This window comes from Actinoplanes sp. G11-F43, from assembly GCF_050589265.1.
GTDB lineage: Bacteria > Actinomycetota > Actinomycetes > Mycobacteriales > Micromonosporaceae > Actinoplanes.
In genome coordinates, this window is record NZ_JBNZCE010000014.1 from 66404 (window position 1) to 83393 (window position 16990).

14 protein-coding genes and 1 riboswitch are annotated in these 16990 nt (G+C 71.0%); of the genes, 8 read left to right on the forward strand and 6 right to left on the reverse strand.

Annotated elements, in window-relative coordinates; all coding sequences use genetic code 11:
- Positions 1-27 precede the first annotated feature (27 nt).
- A complete protein-coding gene (locus ACQ0O7_RS15580; protein WP_430782770.1) occupies positions 28-3306 on the reverse strand; it encodes a DUF4132 domain-containing protein in 3279 nt (1092 codons plus the stop codon).
- 23 nt (positions 3307-3329) lie between these two features.
- On the opposite strand from ACQ0O7_RS15580, the gene ACQ0O7_RS15585 reads away from it, so the two are divergent.
- On the forward strand, positions 3330-3902 hold the full coding sequence (locus ACQ0O7_RS15585; protein WP_430782771.1) for an AAA family ATPase: 573 nt from the start codon (positions 3330-3332) through the stop codon (positions 3900-3902).
- Positions 3903-3974: 72 nt separating this feature from the next.
- Entirely contained in the window at positions 3975-5216 is a 1242-nt protein-coding gene (locus ACQ0O7_RS15590; RefSeq protein WP_430782772.1) for a cation:proton antiporter, read from the forward strand.
- On the opposite strand, the gene ACQ0O7_RS15595 is transcribed toward ACQ0O7_RS15590, so the two are convergent.
- A complete protein-coding gene (locus ACQ0O7_RS15595; RefSeq protein ID WP_430782945.1) occupies positions 5209-5679 on the reverse strand; it encodes a GNAT family N-acetyltransferase in 471 nt (156 codons plus the stop codon). The genes ACQ0O7_RS15590 and ACQ0O7_RS15595 overlap by 8 nt on opposite strands.
- A 198-nt stretch (positions 5680-5877) precedes the next feature.
- On the opposite strand from ACQ0O7_RS15595, the gene ACQ0O7_RS15600 reads away from it, so the two are divergent.
- Positions 5878-7113 (forward strand): L,D-transpeptidase, encoded by a 1236-nt coding sequence (locus ACQ0O7_RS15600; RefSeq protein WP_430782773.1) that lies wholly within the window; start codon positions 5878-5880, stop codon positions 7111-7113.
- Positions 7114-7326: 213 nt separating this feature from the next.
- Positions 7327-8712, forward strand: a complete 1386-nt coding sequence (locus ACQ0O7_RS15605) for a PepSY-associated TM helix domain-containing protein (protein WP_430782947.1) — start codon at positions 7327-7329, stop codon at positions 8710-8712.
- Here the strand turns inward: ACQ0O7_RS15605 and ACQ0O7_RS15610 are convergent.
- Positions 8699-9226 (reverse strand): enoyl-CoA hydratase/isomerase family protein, encoded by a 528-nt coding sequence (locus ACQ0O7_RS15610; RefSeq protein ID WP_430782948.1) that lies wholly within the window; start codon positions 9224-9226, stop codon positions 8699-8701. The two genes, ACQ0O7_RS15605 and ACQ0O7_RS15610, sit on opposite strands and share 14 nt — an antisense overlap.
- Before the next feature lie 208 nt (positions 9227-9434).
- A riboswitch (cobalamin riboswitch) is annotated at positions 9435-9653 on the forward strand.
- A 117-nt stretch (positions 9654-9770) separates the two neighbouring features.
- Between ACQ0O7_RS15610 and ACQ0O7_RS15615 the strand changes: the two genes are divergently transcribed.
- The 3 genes from ACQ0O7_RS15615 (at position 9771) to ACQ0O7_RS15625 (ending at position 13542) form a co-directional block, all read left to right on the forward strand.
- Positions 9771-12200: a ribonucleoside-diphosphate reductase subunit alpha gene (locus ACQ0O7_RS15615; protein ID WP_430782774.1), complete on the forward strand. Its 2430-nt coding sequence runs from the start codon at positions 9771-9773 to the stop codon at positions 12198-12200.
- Positions 12200-13195 carry a ribonucleotide-diphosphate reductase subunit beta gene (locus tag ACQ0O7_RS15620; protein ID WP_430782775.1) on the forward strand — a complete coding sequence of 332 codons (996 nt, stop codon included), beginning with the start codon at positions 12200-12202 and terminating at the stop codon, positions 13193-13195. The genes ACQ0O7_RS15615 and ACQ0O7_RS15620 overlap by 1 nt, the downstream gene beginning before the upstream one ends.
- Before the next feature lie 68 nt (positions 13196-13263).
- Positions 13264-13542 carry a hypothetical protein gene (locus tag ACQ0O7_RS15625; protein WP_430782776.1) on the forward strand — a complete coding sequence of 93 codons (279 nt, stop codon included), beginning with the start codon at positions 13264-13266 and terminating at the stop codon, positions 13540-13542.
- Between the two features lie 3 nt (positions 13543-13545).
- Here ACQ0O7_RS15625 and ACQ0O7_RS15630 read toward each other — a convergent pair whose 3' ends face one another.
- The 3 genes from ACQ0O7_RS15630 to ACQ0O7_RS15640 form a co-directional block, all read right to left on the reverse strand.
- Entirely contained in the window at positions 13546-14091 is a 546-nt protein-coding gene (locus ACQ0O7_RS15630) for an SRPBCC family protein (protein ID WP_430782777.1), read from the reverse strand.
- Entirely contained in the window at positions 14091-14405 is a 315-nt protein-coding gene (locus tag ACQ0O7_RS15635; RefSeq protein ID WP_430782778.1) for an ArsR/SmtB family transcription factor, read from the reverse strand. The genes ACQ0O7_RS15630 and ACQ0O7_RS15635 overlap by 1 nt, the downstream gene beginning before the upstream one ends.
- Positions 14406-14495: 90 nt before the next feature.
- Positions 14496-15563 carry an aldose epimerase family protein gene (locus ACQ0O7_RS15640; RefSeq protein WP_430782779.1) on the reverse strand — a complete coding sequence of 356 codons (1068 nt, stop codon included), beginning with the start codon at positions 15561-15563 and terminating at the stop codon, positions 14496-14498.
- Positions 15564-15723: 160 nt separating this feature from the next.
- On the opposite strand from ACQ0O7_RS15640, the gene ACQ0O7_RS15645 reads away from it, so the two are divergent.
- The gene (locus ACQ0O7_RS15645) at positions 15724-16980 is read left to right on the forward strand and encodes a diaminopimelate decarboxylase family protein (RefSeq protein ID WP_430782780.1); all 1257 of its coding nucleotides are present in this window, start codon (positions 15724-15726) and stop codon (positions 16978-16980) included.
- Positions 16981-16990 lie beyond the last annotated feature (10 nt).

Here is a 16990-nt window from a genome sequence, read left to right on the forward strand (position 1 = left end):
CGAGCCGCAAATCGGCACACGGACGTCTCAGGTAGTGACGTCGGTCAGGTCGCGGAGGATCTCGGAGGCCGACACCGGGTCGAGGTCGCCCAGGGGCAGCGTCTTCTCGTCGTCCAGATACCACGGGTCCACGGTGCCGTCGTGCAGATAGACCGCCAGCAGCTTCTGCTCGGCGTCGAAGCCCGCCTGCCCGACGATGCCCGGATCGAGATGCACGGTGAGGACCCGGCCGGGGCCGGCCAGCCTGTCGAAGGCCCGCTGCGCCCCGTTGTCGTCGGCCTCGTGGCGGGACCAGCCGCGCCGGTCCAGGGTGAGCACCTTCGTGGTGGGCACGGTGATCCCCTCGAACCGGGTCAGCCGCCCGGCTGACCGCTCGGCGTCGGTGAGGGTGAACACCGGCCGCCCCAGCTGCGGGAACGGCTGCAGGATCTCGTAGTCGGCGAACACCTCCGCCCAGCGGGCCGTCTCCGCGCCCAGCCGCACCGGGTGGGCGACACCGATCATCTCGCCGTCGGTGACAGGGACCGGATCGTCGTCGGCACCGGCGAAGGTGCGGTCCTCGGCGATCCGCAGGGCGGTGCCGGAGCCGGCCGAGAACCAGACCAGGCGGCGGCCGATGTGCCACAGCAGCGGATGGTCGGCGAACAGGCGGCGGAACTCGGCGCCGGTCCACTGCCGGCCGTCGGCCATGGCGCGTTCCAGCCGGTGCACCTGCTCGGCCGAGATCTTGCGGACCTCCCGTTTCAGGACGCCGAACCGCCGGTAGGCGGCCTCGGACAGCGCCGTGTCATCGCGGGCCCCCGGCTTGGGCAGGGTTTTCAGCCGCTTGCCGTCGGCGTCGGTGACGAACGGCCGCAGCTGCTCGTCGAATCCGACCACGAACTGGCGTGGCCCGTAGTCCAGGCGCATGCCGCCCGCGGCGTCCAGCCCGAAGTCCGGGAGCAGCCGGTCGGCGAGCTGCTCGGCGGTCAGGCCGAGCCCGTCGGCGATCTCGGTGATCCGGGCGGTGGCGGCCTTGCGCAACGGCGTGGACCTGGCCCGCTGTGACACCCGGTGCAGGTGCAGCAGCGCCTGATCGGTGCCGATGCCGGTCAGCACGGACAGCCCGGCGAGGGCCCGGGCGTGCAGGCCCACGGTCGGCCAGGTCAGGATCAGCGGGGTGAGCCGCCGCACCGTCTCGTCGTCGCCGGTCAGGGCGAGGGTGTCGTACGCCCAGCCGTCCTTGCCGGACGCCCCGGCGGTCTGCCACTGCTCGAACAGCGCCCAGCCGAACTCGGCGAGATCGGCCGGTTCGACCGCCTCCCGGACGAGGTCCAGACCGGCGTACGGCTCGTCGGGCCGGGAGAGGATCAGCATCAGGATCAGGGTGCCGACCGCCTCGGCGGGCAGGGCCCCGGAGCCGTCGCGCAGTCGCACCGGTGGCAGCACCCCGGGAGCGGCCCAGCCGGGCGCCGACGGCATCCGCGCCGGCAGGGCCCGCAACGGATCGGCGGTGAGCAGGGCTGTCACCGCGGCGGCGGCTTCCGGGCCGTACGTGATGGCGGCGGTGTTGATCTGGTCGGTCCGGCCGTTGGTGTGCAGCAGGAGCAGGGCGCGCTCGGCCTGCCGTCGCGGGGTGGTCCCGATCTTGCCGAGGGCGGCCGGGATCAGTGCCCGTGCGGCCGCCTCGGGATGCCGCAGCAGCCACTTCCGGGCGGTCCGGCGCATCGATTTGAGCCGCGCCGACCAGTCCGCCATCACCGTCGCCACCGGTGGTGACGTGAACGGGAGCAGGTGCGGACCGAACTCTGGAGGGGTCGCCCTGGCCAGCGACAACAGTGCGGGCAGCGCGTCGGTCTCGAACCGGGCCGCGGCGACCCGCAGCCACTCGGCCGAGTCCAGATCGGTCTTCGGCAGCCACCGGATGATCGCCGGCCGGGCCACCTCCTCCGGGCCGGTGAGGAACAGCCGGGCCGGGTCCGACCATCTGCCGCCGTCACCGCCGCTCAGCACCGACGCGGCCAGGGCGGCCCAGTCGGTGCCGGGCTTGTTGTGGAACGTCAGCCAGGTCTGCGCCCACTCCTGCCGCTCGCCCGGCAGCCAGCTCACCGCCGGCGCGTCGGTGCAGCGCAGACCGGTGATCACCGGTGGTTCGGCCGCGGTGCGGCGATGCCGCCACGGTGGGTCGGCCAGCACCGGGGGCAGCGCGGTCAGTGGCGCGAGCACCACGTCGTCCCAGGCCGCCGTGATGGCGCGGACCCGGGCGGCGGCCGCCGGGCTCAGCAGCGGCAGCACCCGGCCGACCAGGCCGGCATGCTTCACCACGTGCGCGCGCAGCAGGTCGTCGCCGGCCTCGGCGAGGAGTCGCAGGGCCCGGGCGGGGAACCGCTCGGCCGCCGCCAGCAGGGCCGTGCGCACGATCCGGCGGCCGGACCGGGCCAGCAGCCCGCCCATCACCTCGTCATCGGGCATCGCGGCCAGCACGGCGAGCAGCCGCTGGTCGGTGCCGCGTGCGGTGTACTCCCAGGAGCCCTCGTCGAACCACTCCAGCAGGGCCGGGCCGGCGGCGGCGCCGACCCCGTCGGCGATGGTGACGAAGAGATCCCGGCCCACGTCGCCGTGCACCAGGTCGACCGTCGGGGTGAGCGCGGCCACCTGCTCCGGGGTGCTCGCCGCGTAGAGCAGCATCGGGCACTCGGCGCCGGTCATGTCCTCGGCCACCCAGTCCGGCCGGGCGGTGACCACCGCGCAGGCGGCGCGGGCATACCGCTCGCCGGCACGGTACGGCTCCAGCGCGGCGGCCACCCGGGTGAACTCGTCGTCCGGCGCGACCGCCAGTGCCGCCCGGACCCGCAGCAGCGCGCGCAGGCCCAGCGGGGAACCGTCGACCGGATCGTCCGGCAGCCGGTGCCGGATCCCGGAGTCGGCCTCCGGGTAGTACCGCCAGCCGAGCGCCATGTCGTTGACGATCATCAGCGCGACCGTCTCTACCGCGGCCAGCGTGGCGAACCGCAGACCGTGCTCCTGGATCCACACGTCGGCCCAGGCGGCGGCCTCCGGCCCGTCCAGGATCGCCGCGACCGTGCCCGCCCCGAGCGGATCGGGCTCCCCGGCCAGCCAGCGGGCCGCCGCCGCCCGGATCGGCTCCGGAGTGGACACCGCGGCCAGCAGGGCGGTCAGCCGCCCCCGCGACTCGGCCGTGATCCGCCCGGTCCGGTCCCGCGCCTCCGGATCGGGTGTGAACGGCCGTGTGACGGTGCCGCCGCGCCGTGGATGCACGTGTTCGTGCCACGACTCCGGCAGGACGAGAGCCCCCGTGTCTGTCATGCCGGCGAACCTACCGCCGGGGTATGACAGAAGACGTGACGGTGCTGGTGATCATTCGTGGCAACTCGGGCAGCGGCAAGACCACCACCGCCCGGGAGGTGCGCCGGAGGTACGGCCGGGGCTGCGCGCTGATCGAACAGGACCATCTGCGCCGGGTGATCCTGCGCGAGCACGGTGGCAACGGCGACGACGCGGTGGCGCCCGGCTTCATCGTGGCGACGGTGCGGGCCGCCCTGGACGCCGGTTACCACGTGGTGCTGGAGGGCATCCTGCACACCGGCCAGTACGGGGAGCCGCTGCGCCGGCTGGCCGGGGACACCGCGGCGGCCTGCTTCTACATGGACGTGTCGTTCGACGAGACGGTGCGCCGGCACTTCCGCCGCGAGGAACCGATCCCGGTCACCGCCGAGACGATGCGCGGCTGGTACACCGAACGGGACCTGCTCGGCGTACCCGGTGAGGTCGTCGTGCCGGAGACCGCGACCTTCGAGCAGACCGTGACCACCGTCCTGCGTGACAGCGGCCTGTCCGCCGCGCCGCCACAGACGCCCTGCCCGGCCCGATGCCACCACTGCGCGGGCAGTCCTCCGCTCTGACATCGGGTCGTCCCGGGTGCGCTTCGACGTCGTTCCGGCCCCGGAGGCCCGGCCGGCGTCCTACCGTGGTGCATGATCCTCTGCCTGGTGGTGATCGCGGCCGTCACCGGGGCCTGGGCGCTGGTCGCCCGCCGCCTCGAGCAGTGGAACGTGCGGGCGCCCCTGGTGATGGTCCTCGCCGGGATCGTCACCGGCCTGTTCACCGACGCGATCGCCGGCACCCTGGACGAGGGGGTGGCCCAGCACGTCGCCGAGGTCATCCTGGCCGTGCTGCTGTTCGTCGACGCCAACGAGGTGCGCGGCGGGCGGCTGTTCGGGGCCGAACCCGGCATGGCCGTCCGTACGCTGCTGGTCGCCATGCCGTTGAGCCTGATCGCCGCGGTGCTGCTCGGGTGGCTGCTGCTGCCCGCCGGGCTGTCCTGGGCGGCGCTGCTGGTGATCGGGTGCGTGCTCGTGCCGATCGACCTGGCGCCCGCCGAGTCCCTGGTCCGGGACCGTCTGGTGCCCGCCCGGGTCCGGGACGTGCTGAACGTCGAAGGCGGATACAACGACGGGATCATGTCACCGATCTTCGCGTTCGCGCTGATCCTGGCCGGCACCTCGTCACCCGCCGACACCCCGCTGGAGGCCCTGGCCACCGCGGTGCCGGCCGCGCTCAAGGCGATCGCCTGCGGGCTCGCCTTCGGGCTGGCCGTCGCCTGGCTGATGAACCTGGCCGAACGCCGGGAACGGGTCACCGGGCAGTCCCGGCGGGTGCTGGTGGTGGCGCTGCCACTGTTCACCTACACGGCCACCGCCGAACTCGGCGGCAACGGGTTCGTGGCCGCGTTCGTGTGCGGGATCGCGTTCCGGTTCCTGCGGCAGGTGGCGCCCCGCCGGCGGATCAAGAAGCCGGTGCAGACCCCGGAACTGCAGCTGCTGGAGGACGTGGCCGCGCTGCTCACCATCGGCATGTGGTTCTACCTGGGCAACGCCGCGGTGATGACGGTACGGGGCGGGGTCGGGTGGACGGTCGTGCTGTACTGCCTGGCCGTCCTCACCGTGATCCGGATCGGGCCGATGCTGCTGGCACTGGCCGGCTCCGGGACCACCCTGCGGGAACGGCTCACCATCGGCGTGATCGGCCCCCGCGGAACCACCTCGATCGTGTTCGGCCTGCTGGCGTTCAACGACCTGCCGGACGGGGTGCTGGCCGACACCGCCCTGACCACGATGACCCTGACGGTGATCGCCAGTGTGCTGGTGCACGGCCCGGGCGCGGTGATCGTGGGCCGGGTCCGGCACCACGAGACCCGTTCGCGGCCGGTCAGGTGATGTGCGGGCTGCGGCGCTCCAGCAGCACGACGTCACGCCACCGGCCGTGCTGCCGGCCGACCCGTTCGCGGGTGCCCACCGTGCGGAAACCGCAGGCGGCGTGCAGGGCCAGGCTCGCGGTGTTCTCCGGGAAGACCCCGGACTGCACCGTCCACACCCCGGCCGCCTCGGTCGACGCGATCAACGTGTCGAGGAGCGCCCGGCCGACCCCACGGCCCTGGGCGTGCGGATCGACATAGACGGAATGCTCGACGACCCCGGCGTACACACATCGGTCGGAGACGGCACTGCACGCCACCCAGCCGAGCACCGTGCCGTCGCCGATCGCCACGAACCGGTGGCCGGGCAGCCGGCCGGTGGTGAACCGCTCCCAGGCCGGCGGCTCCGTCTCGAACGTGGCGTCCCCGCTCTCGATGCCGAGCCGGTAGATGTCGAGCACCCGTGCCGCGTGCTCGTCGGTCATCGCGACGATTCTCACGTACGGATGGTAGAAGGTCTGCTGTTTCCGCTGTTGTGGTGTACCGGATCGGATCCAGATCTGTCAGGATGACGATCCTCCATCCTTTGATCGACTCGACAGGCAACGATTCCGGGATCCCCGTACGTCTTGTCTGGTACGGCCATGGATGGCGCCGACCGGGACCCCTCGATTGTGAGAGTCATGATTCAACGACGTAAGGTGATCATCGGGGCGGCTGGTGTGGCCGCGGTCACCGCCACTGCCGCGGCTGCCGGGTGTACCGCGACCGGTGGCAAGGCCGGCACCGACACCACCGCGTGGGTCGACCCGGTCGCGAACATCGAGAGTGCGGCGCCGGCCCGGGTGACCGTGACCCCCGAGTCCGGTGCGACCGGGGTGTCGCCGGTCAAGCCGATCACCGTGGGTGTCGCCGACGGCACCCTGAAGACCGTCACCGTCACCGCCGGCAAGGCGAAGATCGACGGCGAGATGCAGGACGACGGGACCTGGAAGTCGACCGAGGACCTCGCGTACGGCAAGAAGTACACGGTCAGTGTCACCGCCGCCAACAGCGTCGGCACCGAGACCACCGAGGACGTCACCTTCACCACCCTCAAGCCGGAGAACGTCGCGAAGGTCACCTTCCAGGCGAACGCGATGGCGTCCCTGCGGGAGGGCAAGACGTACGGCGTCGGGCAGCCGGTCATCGTCGCGTTCAGCCGCCCGGTCAACAAGGCCGCCGCGGAGAAGGCCATCGAGATCACCACCTCGCCGTCGGTCGAGGGCAAGTTCTACTGGAAGAACAACCAGACCGTGCACTGGCGGCCGGCGAAGTACTGGGAGTCCGGCACGAAGATCAAGGTCGCCGTCAACATGTACGGCGTCAAGCTCGGCAAGACGACGTACGGCGCCCGCAACGTGTCGACCGACTTCAAGATCGGGCGCTCGCTGATCGCGGTCAGTGACAACCGGACGCACATGACGAAGGTCTACATCGACGGCAAGCTCGTCCGCACCATGAAGAGCAGCCTCGGCAAGGGCGGCGGGACCACCGGCTCGAACGGCGAGAAGATCAGCTACTGGACCGCCGGCGGCCCGCACGTGGTGCTCTCCAAGCAGCGCAAACACTCGATGAGCTCGGGCAGCTACGGTGTCAGCGACCCGAACGACCCGAACTACTACGCGCCGATGGTCGTCGACTACTGCACCCGCATCTCGTACTCGGGCGAGTTCCTGCACGCCGCGCCGTGGAACGGCTCGCTGGGCCGGGCCAACCTGTCGCACGGCTGCATCAACCTGAGCACCGCCGACGCCAAGTGGTGCTACGAGAACTTCCTGCTCGGCGACATCGTCGACGTGAAGAACACCCCGCGCGAACTGCCGATCTGGAACGGCCTCGGCGACTGGACGGTCTCCTTCGACCGCTACGGCGACTGACGCTCCGGCACTCACCGGCTCCGGCGGCCCGGCCCGGCCGCCGGAGCCGGCCGGCAGACCGGTCGATACGCCCGTACCGGGAAACGACCGGGGATTCGAAACGGCGGGAACCACAGGGCCCGGAACGACGACTTCCCAGCGACACGTCGTTGATCCGGACCGAGGAGTTCTGCCCTGATTACCAACAGCGAGATCAGGCCCCTGCTGCTGCGGCTGCATTTCTACGCGGGCATCCTGATCGGGCCGTTTCTGTTGATCGCGGCGATCAGTGGAGGCCTGTACGCGCTCAGTCCGCAGCTGGAGAAGGCCGTCCACGCCGACCTGTTGAAGCCACCGGCCGCCACCACGTCGACTGTTCCGCTGGCCCGGCAGGTGGCCGCCGCCGAGCAGGTCACCACCGTTCCCAATCTGGTCGCGGTCCGGCCGGCTCCGGAGGGCGGCACCACCCGGGTGATCTTCGACGACGGGCGGTTCGCCGAGTCGTACCGGCACGCGGTCTTCATCGACCCGGGCACCGGGGCGGTGCTGGGGCAGGAGACCGTCTACGGCACCACCGGCGCGCTTCCGGTCCGGTCCTGGATCGACGAACTGCACCGGTCACTGCACCTCGGCGACATCGGCCGGTACTACAGCGAACTCGCGGCCTCCTGGCTGTGGGTGGTCACCCTCGGTGGGCTGTGGATGTGGCTGGGCCGGGTGCGGCGTACCCGCGGGGCGACCGGGCGGGCCCGGACCCGGGCCTGGCACGGCGTTCTCGGAATGTGGATGGCCGTCGGTTTTCTGGCGCTCTCCGCGACCGGGCTGACCTGGTCGACGTTCGCCGGGGAGAACGTCACCGAGCTGCGATCCCAGCTGAACTGGTCGACACCCTCGGTGAGCACCACCGTCACGGCGGCCCCGGTCGTCACCGGGGGTGAGCACTCGGCGCACGGTGGCGGGGCGCCCGCCGACACCGGGGCGGTCGACGTCACCACGATCGGCGCCGTGTGGGACGCGGCCCGGGCCGCCGAGGTGGACTCCGATCAGGTCGAGATCGGTCTGCCGAAGGGCGAGGGCCGCACGTGGACCGTGACCGAGGTGCACCGGGAGTACCCGACCTCGGTCGACGTGGCCGCCGTCGACCCGGCGACCTTGCGGGTCACCGACGTGGTGCGATTCTCCGACTACCCGTTCATGGCCAAGATGGCCCGCTGGGGTGTCGACCTGCACATGGGGACGATGTTCGGGCTGGTGAACCAGATCGCCCTCGCGCTGCTGGCTCTCGGGCTGGTCACGATGATCGTCCTCGGTTACCGGATGTGGTGGCAGCGCCGTCCGACGCGGGGTGACCGCCGCCGGCTCGCCGGCCCGGCTCCGGCCCGTGGGGCGTGGCTGCGGCTGCCGGCGTGGCTGATCGCCGTCGGTGTTCCGGCGGTGTTCGCGGTGGCCTGGTTCCTCCCGCTGTTCGGGATTCCGCTGCTGGTGTTCCTCCTCGCGGACATCACGGTGGGGGCGATCCGTGGACGGTCGCCGGGGAACCGGAGCGGTCGCGGACCGGCCGGGGACATGCCGGGCACGGTGGCGGACGCCGCGGCGAAGGAATCGGTCACGACCTCCTGAACAGATCGTCGACGAGGTTCGGCGGGACCGGCGACCAGCGCGGCCGCCGGTCCTTGTCGATGATCTGCGCGCGGATGCCCTCGGCCAGGTCGGGCAGCCGCAGCAGCGCCGCCGACAGCCGGTACTCCTGGGCGAGCGCCGCCCGTAGACCGCTCAACCGGGCCGCCGTTCGCAGCGAACGCAACGTGACCGCCAGGGAGGTCGGCGACTTGCCGGCGATCTCCTCGGCGGCGGCCCGCGCCTCCGGTGCGGGATGCGCGGTGAGACGGCCGATGATCACGCCGAGGTCGGTGCCGGCATAGCAGGCGTCGATCCAGGCGCGGTGGTCGCCGAGGTCGTCCGCGGGCGGTGCGGTGGTCACCGCGGCCACCGCGGGACCGGCATCGCCGCTGCTCAAACCCTCGATCAAGGACGGTAGCCGCTCCGCCGGCACGTGCCGGTCGGCCAGCCCCACCATGATCGCGCCGCCGGCTCCGATCGTGGCGCCGGTCAGGGCCAGATGGTTGTCCGAGATGTCCGGAGATCGAGGTGAGTGCGGGCGGCGTGTTCAACCGGTGATCCCTTTCCGTCGGGGGACTCCCATCCTCTCGCCGTGGGCTGCCGAGGGGAACCGGCCGGGCGGGATCTGGTGGCGTACCTGCGGGAAGGGGTGTTGTTGATCTCTCTCGGGTGACGTCTTGAACACACCATGTTGGGTTATGAATTTCCGGCCCCACCCATATATGGTGTCTCCCGCAGCTGGTTCGGATGGGTCGATGAGACCTGCCCGAGGCAACAGGGAACCCGGTGCGAGGCCGGGACTGCCCCGCAGCGGTGAGTGGGAACGACCGCCGTCAGTCAAGCACTGGGCTCGTCACCGAGCCTGGGAAGCGACGGCCAGTAGATGGCTTGCGAGAGCCGTGCCCACGAGTCCGAAGACCTGCCAGCGCGCCGTGCACCGGCCTGGTGCGCGGCGGTTGAAGGCCGCGTGGGACGGCCGACGCCGAACGTCCGCGCGGCCGTGTGCCCGCGGGCCGCTGGTGTCTGCCTTCCACGCGTCGGGCTCGCGAGGAGAGGGCATGACGCTCACCACCAGGACCGCCGGTGTGCCGGAACAGCGACGGCATGCGATGCAGGTGCGCAAGAGAAACGGCGACCTGGAACCGGTCGACGTCAACAAGATCGTCAAGGCGGTCGAGCTGTGGGTCGCCGACCTGGACGAGGTCGATCCGCTGCGGGTGGCGACCAAGACGATCAGCGGCCTGTACGACGGGGCCACCACCGCGGAACTGGACAAGCTCTCGATCCAGACGGCTGCCGAGCTGATCGGTGAGGAGCCGCAGTACTCGCGGCTGGCCGCCCGGCTGCTGGCGGCGTACGTCGACAAGGAGGTCCGCCTCCAGGGCGTGGCCAGTTTCAGTCAGTCGATCCGGTACGCGCACACCGAGGGCCTGATCGGTGACGAGACCGCCGCGTTCGTGGCGGCCAACGCCCGCAAGCTGGACGACGCCATCGACCTGGCCGGTGACCTGCGTTTCGAGTACTTCGGGCTGCGCACCGTCGCGGACCGCTACCTGCTGCGCCACCCGACCTCGCGGCTGGTGGTGGAGACCCCGCAGTACTGGCTGCTGCGGGTCGCCTGTGGCCTGTCGAAGGACGCCCGGGAGGCGATCAGCTTCTACCGGCTGATGTCGTCGCTGGCGTACCTGCCGAGCTCGCCGACCCTGTTCAACTCCGGCACCCGGCACACCCAGATGTCGTCGTGCTTCCTGGTCGACTCGCCGAAGGACGAGCTGGACTCGATCTACGAGCGCTACCACCAGGTGGCGAAGCTGTCGAAGTTCTCCGGTGGCATCGGCATCGCCTGGTCGCGGATCCGGGGCCGGGGCGCCCTGATCCGGGGCACGAACGGCAAGTCCAACGGCATCGTCCCGTTCCTGAAGACCCTCGACGCCGGGGTCGCCGCCGTCAACCAGGGCGGCCGCCGCAAGGGCGCGGCCTGCGTCTACCTGGAGCCGTGGCACCCGGACATCGAGGAGTTCCTGGAGCTGCGCGACAACACCGGTGAGGAGTCGCGCCGCACCCACAACCTGAACCTGGCCAACTGGATCCCGGACGAGTTCATGCGCCGCGTCGAGGCGGACGGCGACTGGTCGCTGATCGACCCGTCCGAGGCGCCCGAGCTGCCCGACCTCTACGGTGCCGAGTTCGACGAGGCCTACCGCGCGGCGGAGAAGAAGGCGGTCAAGACCGTCAAGGCCCGCGATCTGTACGGCCGGATGATGCGCACCCTGGCCCAGACCGGCAACGGCTGGATGACGTTCAAGGACCGCTCGAACGCGCTGTCGAACCAGACCGGCGAGCCGCAGAACGTGATCCACCTGTCGAACCTGTGCACCGAGATCCTCGAGGTCAACAACGACGACGAGACCGCGGTGTGCAACCTCGGGTCGATCAACCTGGGCGCACACGTCAACGCCGGCGGTGTCGACTGGGACAAGCTGCGCGCGACCGTGCGTACCGCCGTGGTCTACCTGGACCGCGTCATCGACATCAACTACTACCCGTCGCAGCAGGCGGCCGCGTCCAACCCGCGCTGGCGCCCGGTCGGCCTGGGGCTGATGGGCCTGCAGGACGCGTTCTTCATGCTCGGCCTGCCGTTCGACTCGGCCGAGGCCAAGCAGCTGTCCACCCGGGTCCAGGAGGAGATCTTCCTGACCGCCCTGGAGTCGTCGGTCGAGCTGTCCCAGCGCTTCGGCCCGCACCCGGCGTTCGCCGAGACCCGCGCGGCCAAGGGTGACCTGCACCCCGAGCTGTGGGGCGCCGACCTGGGGCAGCCCGAGCGGTGGGCGGCCGTCAAGGCGTCGATCGCCGAGCACGGCCTGCGCAACTCGCTGATGATCGCGATCGCGCCGACCGCCACCATCGCGTCGATCGCCGGCGCCTACGAGTGCATCGAGCCGCAGGTGTCCAACCTGTTCAAGCGTGAGACGATGTCCGGCGAGTTCCTCCAGATCAACACCTATCTGGTACGCGAACTCAAGGCCCGTGGACTGTGGACCGCCGAGATCCGTGAGGCGATCAAGCGGGCCGAGGGTTCCGTGCAGGGCATCGCCGAGCTGCCCGCGGACGTGCGCGAGCTGTTCCGGACCGCGTGGGAACTGCCGCAGAAGGCGCTGATCGACCTGGCGGCGGCCCGTGCCCCGTACATCGACCAGTCGCAGTCGCTCAACCTGTTCATGGCCGCGCCGACCATCAACAAGGTCTCCTCGATGTACCTGTACGCGTGGAAGGCCGGCCTGAAGACCTCGTACTACCTGCGTTCGCGCCCGGCGACGCGCATCCAGCAGGCGACCGTCGCCGTGGCTCCCGCCGCTGTGGTGGTCCCCGCCCAGGCCACCGTTGCCAAGCCGGCCGTCGTGCCCGGCGTGAACCTGCTCGGCGACCTGGGCGGCGGCGCACTCGCCTCGTCCCTTGAGAACCCCGACATCTGTGAGGCTTGCCAGTAATGCTGCTCGACCCCGGTATGGACCTGACCCTGCGGCCGATGAAGTACCCGCACTTCTTCGACCGTTTCAAGGACGCGATCAAGAACACCTGGACGGTGGAGGAGGTCGACCTGCACTCCGACCTCGCCGACCTGGCCAAGCTCAGCCCCGCCGAGCAGCACCTGGTGTCGCGGCTGGTCGCGTTCTTCGCCACCGGTGACACCATCGTGGCGAACAACCTGGTCCTCAACCTGTACCAGCACGTCAACTCGCCGGAGGGCCGGCTCTACCTGTCCCGGCAGCTGTTCGAGGAGGCCGTGCACGTTCAGTTCTACCTGAACCTGCTCGACACCTACGTGCCCGACGAGCAGGAGCGTTTCGAGGCGTTCGCGGCCGTCGAGAACATCCCGTCGATCGCCCGCAAGGCCGACTTCTGCTTCAAGTGGATCGACTCGGTCTTCGACCTGCGCCGGCTGGAGACCAGGGAACACCGCCGGGCGTTCCTGCTCAACGTGATCTGCTTCGCGGCGTGCATCGAGGGCCTGTTCTTCTACGGCGCCTTCGCGTACGTCTACTTCCTGCGCTCCCGTGGTGTGCTCCAGGGCCTGGCGTCCGGCACGAACTGGGTGTTCCGCGACGAGAGCATGCACATGGCGTTCGCCTTCGACGTGGTCGACCAGGTCCGGGCCGAGGAGCCGGACCTGTTCGACGACAAGATGGAGCAGGAGGTCCGCGACATGCTGGCCGAGGCCGTCGAGTGTGAGGTCCAGTTCGCCGAGGACCTGCTCGAACAGGGCGTCTCCGGGATGTCGCTGGGCGACATGCGGGAATACCTGCAGCACGTCGCCGACCGGCGGCTGCAGGCCCTGGGCATCGCCCCGATGTACGGCAGCAAGAACCCGTTCGCGTTCATGGAGCTGCAGGACGTCCAGGAGCTGTCGAACTTCTTCGAGCGCCGGGTGTCGGCCTACCAGGTGGGTGTGACCGGAACCGTCTCCTTCGACGACGACTTCTGAGGTGACGCCGCCCGGCCATGCCTCTGCCGGGGCATGGCCGGGTGCACGGCGGTGTTACCGTGCGGTCCATGGAGATCGGATTCGGCCAGGTGGTCGCTGCACTGGTGTTCGTGGCCGTCCTGGTGCTCGCCTTCCGCGCGTCACCGCGGGCGGCGTCGGTCGGCTTCGGGGCGCTGCTGCTGGTCGTCAGCGGCTTTCTGCTGTGGACGCTGGTGTTGGAGGAGCCCTTCATCGCCGAGGACGTGAACGCGCAGTGGGACGCCGCGGCCATGATCGGGATCCCGGCGGTGGTCGGTGTCGGGCTGGGCGCGTTCGGCCTGATCAGGCGCCCCCGCGCGCAGGCCTGACGCTCAGACGCCGTCCTGGCTGATCAGCCCGCCGGTGGCGTACGCGTCGCGCAACTCGGCCCAGCCGTGATCGCGGGCCGCAGCCCCGGCCACCCGCGGCGAGTCGTCGCCGTCCAGCCGGGCCGCCAGCGAGGCCTGGCAGATGTGCCAGCCGGCCGCGTACATCGCTGACCCGTCCCGGTCGGCGAACGTGTGCTCCAGAGTCAGACGGCATCCGGCCGCGGTCGGGGTCAGCGTCCAGCGGAGCAGGTCGTCGCCCCACCGGTGGACCAGCTCCAGCGGGGCGTCGGCGATCAGGACCTCCGCGTCCAGCCACGGATCCTCCGGGTTCTCCCTGCTCCGGGCCGGGCCGGGGGAGTCCAGCGGGCGGTCCGGAACCACCGGCGACCAGGTGTGCAGCAGCGCCGGCTCGGTCAGGCGCGGCCACACCCGCTCCGGCGGGTGCGGCAGCTCCCGGCTCATCGCCAGCACCCAGCGGCCGTCGGTGGTGGCGGCCAGCTCCGCCTCGGCCGGTTGCCGGCCGATCTCCTTGCGTACGGCGTCGCTCATCAGCGTTCACTCCTTCGCTCGTCGTCGAGGGCCTCGGCCAGACGGTCGAAACCATCGGACCAGCGGCGGTGGTACGGGCTGACCCAGCCCAGCACGTCGGGCAGTGGATCGGCGGCCAGCCGGTAGACCCGGCGGCGGCCGTCCGTGGCGGCGGTGACCGCGCCGGCCTCCCGCAGCACCCGCAGATGCTTGGACATCAGCGGCTGGGGGATGCCGAGCAGCCCGGTCAGCGTGGAGACGTCGTGCTCGGCGACGCGCAGCGCGTCCAGGATCCGGCGGCGCGTCGGGTCGGCGATCAGCGTGAAACCGTCCACCTCGAAAACATGCCTCAAGCTTCATATGAATGTCAAGGCATGCTTCGGCGGGTCCGGTGGGCCGCCCGGACGACGGCCCACCCGGCGGTGTTACCCGATCACCGAGAAGGTGTGCACGGTGGTCGACGTCCAGGTCTCGCCCGGGCGCAGGACCGTGGACGGGAAGTCCGGCTGGTTCGGGCTGTCCGGGAAGTGCTGGGTCTCCAGGGCGAACGCGTCGCCCTGCCGGTACTGGCGGCCGCTCGTGCCGCGGATCTTGCCGTCCAGGAAGTTGCCGGCGTAGAACTGCAGGCCCGGTTCGGTGGTGGTGATGGTCAGGCGCCGGCCACTGGCCGGGTCGTCCACCACCGCGGCCGTCGACAGCGCGCCGGAACCGTCGGTCAGCACGTAGTTGTGGTCGTAGCCGCGGCCGGTGGTGAGCTGCGGGTGCTCGTCGCGGATCCGCGCGCCGATCGGGTGCGGGCTGCGGAAGTCGAACGGGGTGCCGTCGACCGGCTCCAGCACACCGGTCGGGATCAACGTGGAGTCGACCGGGGTGAAATGGCCGGCGTCGATCCGCAGCAGGTGGTTCTCCACCGAGCCGCTGCCCTCGCCGGACAGGTTCCAGTAGGCGTGATTGGTCAGCGCCACCACCGTCGCCCGGTCGGTGGTCGCGGTGTAGTCGAGGCGCAGGCCGTTGTCGTCGTCCAGGGTGAACGTGACGGACACCGTCAGGGTGCCGGGGAAACCCTGCTCGCCGTCGGCCGACAGATACGACATCCGCACCCCGTTCTCGACCGCGGTGGCCGACCAGACGCGCTGGTCGAAGCCGTGCGATCCGCCGTGCAGGGTGGTCTGGCCCTCGTTCTGCGACAGTTTGTAGGTCTCGCCGTCCAGGGTGAAGGCGCCGCCGGCGATCCGGTTGGCGTAGCGGCCGACCGTCGAACCCAGGAACGGGTTGCCGGCCAGGTAGGCGGGATCGGTGTAACCGGCCAGATCGGCGAACCCGAGCGTCACGTTGGCGAGGGCGCCGGCGCGGTCCGGCACGTACACCGACTGGATGGTCGCGCCCCAGGTGAGGATCGACGCGGACACCCCGCTCGCATTGGTCAACGTCCATTTCTCGATGCTCGTGCCGTCGGCCAGGGCCCCGAACGGTGTGCTGTCGATACTCGTCATGACCGGCATCCTGGCAGACGCAACTCAACCGGTTAACCTCGGTCCCGCGTCATCAGCGCGTCAATTCGGCGCCGGCGGCTGTATCAACGCCGTACACGCCGTCGACCAGGGCCGGAACGTGGCGTCGACTGGAGTCGTCCACGACTTCGAAAGGCGTCTGATGACACTCGCTGACCTTCTGCCCACGTTGCGCACCTCGATGATGACGCGGCACCTCGACCCCCGGCACTGGCCGTCCACCGTCCGGTGGACCGGTGATGGCGAACTGTCGGTCGGCGGGCTGCGCCTGTCCCGGCTGGCCGCCGAGCACGGAACACCGGTCCACGTGCTGGACGAGACCTCGGTACGGTCCGCCGCGGCCGGATACGCCGAGGCTTTCGGCGGCGGGACCGGATGCGCGTACAGCGCCAAGGCCGGGCTGAGCCGGGTCAGCGGGAAGTGGATCGCGGACGCCGGGCTGGGCTGTTACACCGGGTCGGCGGAACAGCTGCGGATCGCGCTGGCGGCCGGGTTCCCGGCGCAGCGGCTGGTGCTCAGCGGCGGGGGGAAGTCGATCGCCGCTCTCGACGCCGCCTTCGAGCGCGGGGCGGCCGTGGTGGCCGGGTCGGCGGCGGAGGTGATGACACTGATCCGGCGGGCGCCGGCCGGGCAGCGCGTACTGGTCCGGGTGATCCCGTCCGGACACCGATGCCCGCGCCGGTACGGGGTACGCCTCGGCGGCACCCCGGCCCTCGACGTCGTCGGGCTGATCCTGGCCTCCCCGAATCTGCGGCTCAGCGGGCTGGACTGCTCCCTCGGTCACGATCTGGCCAGGTTCGGCACGTTCGAGCGCTGTCTGCGGGAGGCGATCGGATTCAGCGCCGTGATCCGTGCCCGTCACCGTGCCGGCATCGATCTGATCAACCTCGGTGGTGGACAGGCCGGCGAGTTGCCGGCCGACGTGTTCGCGTCCCGGATGCGCGGGGTGGCCCGGGTCAACGCCGAGCGCTACGGGATTCCGGTCCCGCTGGTCCGGGTGTCACCCGGCCACGCTCTCATCGCCCGCGCCGGAGTGACGGTCTGCCGGGTCGAGCGGGTCACCCGTACCGGCGGCCGTCTGGTGGTACTCCTCGACGGGGACCCGCCCGCCGGCAACGGCCACGCCGCCCTGCTGGGCCGGATCTCCGGCGCGGCCCCGGAACCCGCCACACTGGAGGAGACGTCCCGGGCCGGCACGGTGGGGAAGGGCACGGCCCGGGTCATCGCAGTGCCCGGGGATCTCGTGCCCGGAGACCTGCTCGTGCTCGCCGGGACCGGCGCCGACCAGCGGAGTCCTCGGATCGTCGGCCGGCCCGCCCTGATCGCCGTCGCGGAGGGGCTGGCCCGGACGCTGGTTCGCCGCGGCACGGTGGCGGACATGTTGACACGAATCCGGTGACGACCGCGAG